Origin of the sequence: Acinetobacter sp. 12966 (assembly GCF_031196995.1) — a bacterium.
Lineage (GTDB): Bacteria > Pseudomonadota > Gammaproteobacteria > Pseudomonadales > Moraxellaceae > Acinetobacter > Acinetobacter geminorum.
On sequence record NZ_JAVIMC010000035.1, the window covers coordinates 1 to 208 of the forward strand.

2 pseudogenes are annotated in these 208 nt (G+C 42.3%); one reads left to right on the plus strand and one right to left on the minus strand.

From position 1 onward, the window contains the following. Positions 1-134: pseudogene (locus RFW85_RS06590) on the plus strand (lipoyl synthase); the annotation flags it as partial. A gap of 1 nt (position 135) precedes the next feature. Here the strand turns inward: RFW85_RS06590 and RFW85_RS20050 are convergent. Continuing rightward, positions 136-208, minus strand: a pseudogene (locus tag RFW85_RS20050) (hypothetical protein); the annotation flags it as partial.

The following is a 208-nucleotide window of genomic DNA, read 5'->3' on the forward strand; positions in this document are numbered from 1 at the left end:
CACCAGACGTATTTAACCACAACATCGAGACTGTGCCACGTCTATATAAAGCGATGCGCCCAGGTTCAGACTATCAACATTCTTTAAACTTATTAAAAATGTTTAAAGAATATTGCCCTGATATCCCAACAAAATGGGTTTTTTAGGAGCAGCCATCGCCATCCATTCAACCGCGTTGTCGATACCGATCAGACGGCTTAAACGTACG